Source organism: Plantactinospora sp. A48 (genome assembly GCF_055793945.1).
The window spans coordinates 1-226 of record NZ_JBTIXF010000164.1; the positions used below are offsets into that span (position 1 = coordinate 1).

The window sequence follows — 226 nt, forward strand, 5'->3', positions numbered from 1 at the left end:
CTGGGTTTGGACGAGGCCGCCTTGGTGGGGGATGCCGGCTCCGGAGACGGGGGTGGGCATGTTGAGTAGGACCTGGCGGGATTCGTAGGGTCCCCAGGGGCTGGTGGAGCGTAGGACGTATTGGCCGTTGGCGGGTCGGGTGACCCAGATGTAGTAGTAGTTGCCGCGTTTGTAGAAGCGGGAGCCTTCGAGGGTGCCGATGTTGGAGGGGGTGGAGAAGACTTGT

At 63.7% G+C, this 226-nt stretch carries 1 pseudogene; it reads right to left on the reverse strand.

Features of this window, described 5'->3' with window-relative positions:
• A pseudogene (locus ACXN5W_RS30440) lies at positions 1-226 on the reverse strand (glycoside hydrolase); the annotation flags it as partial.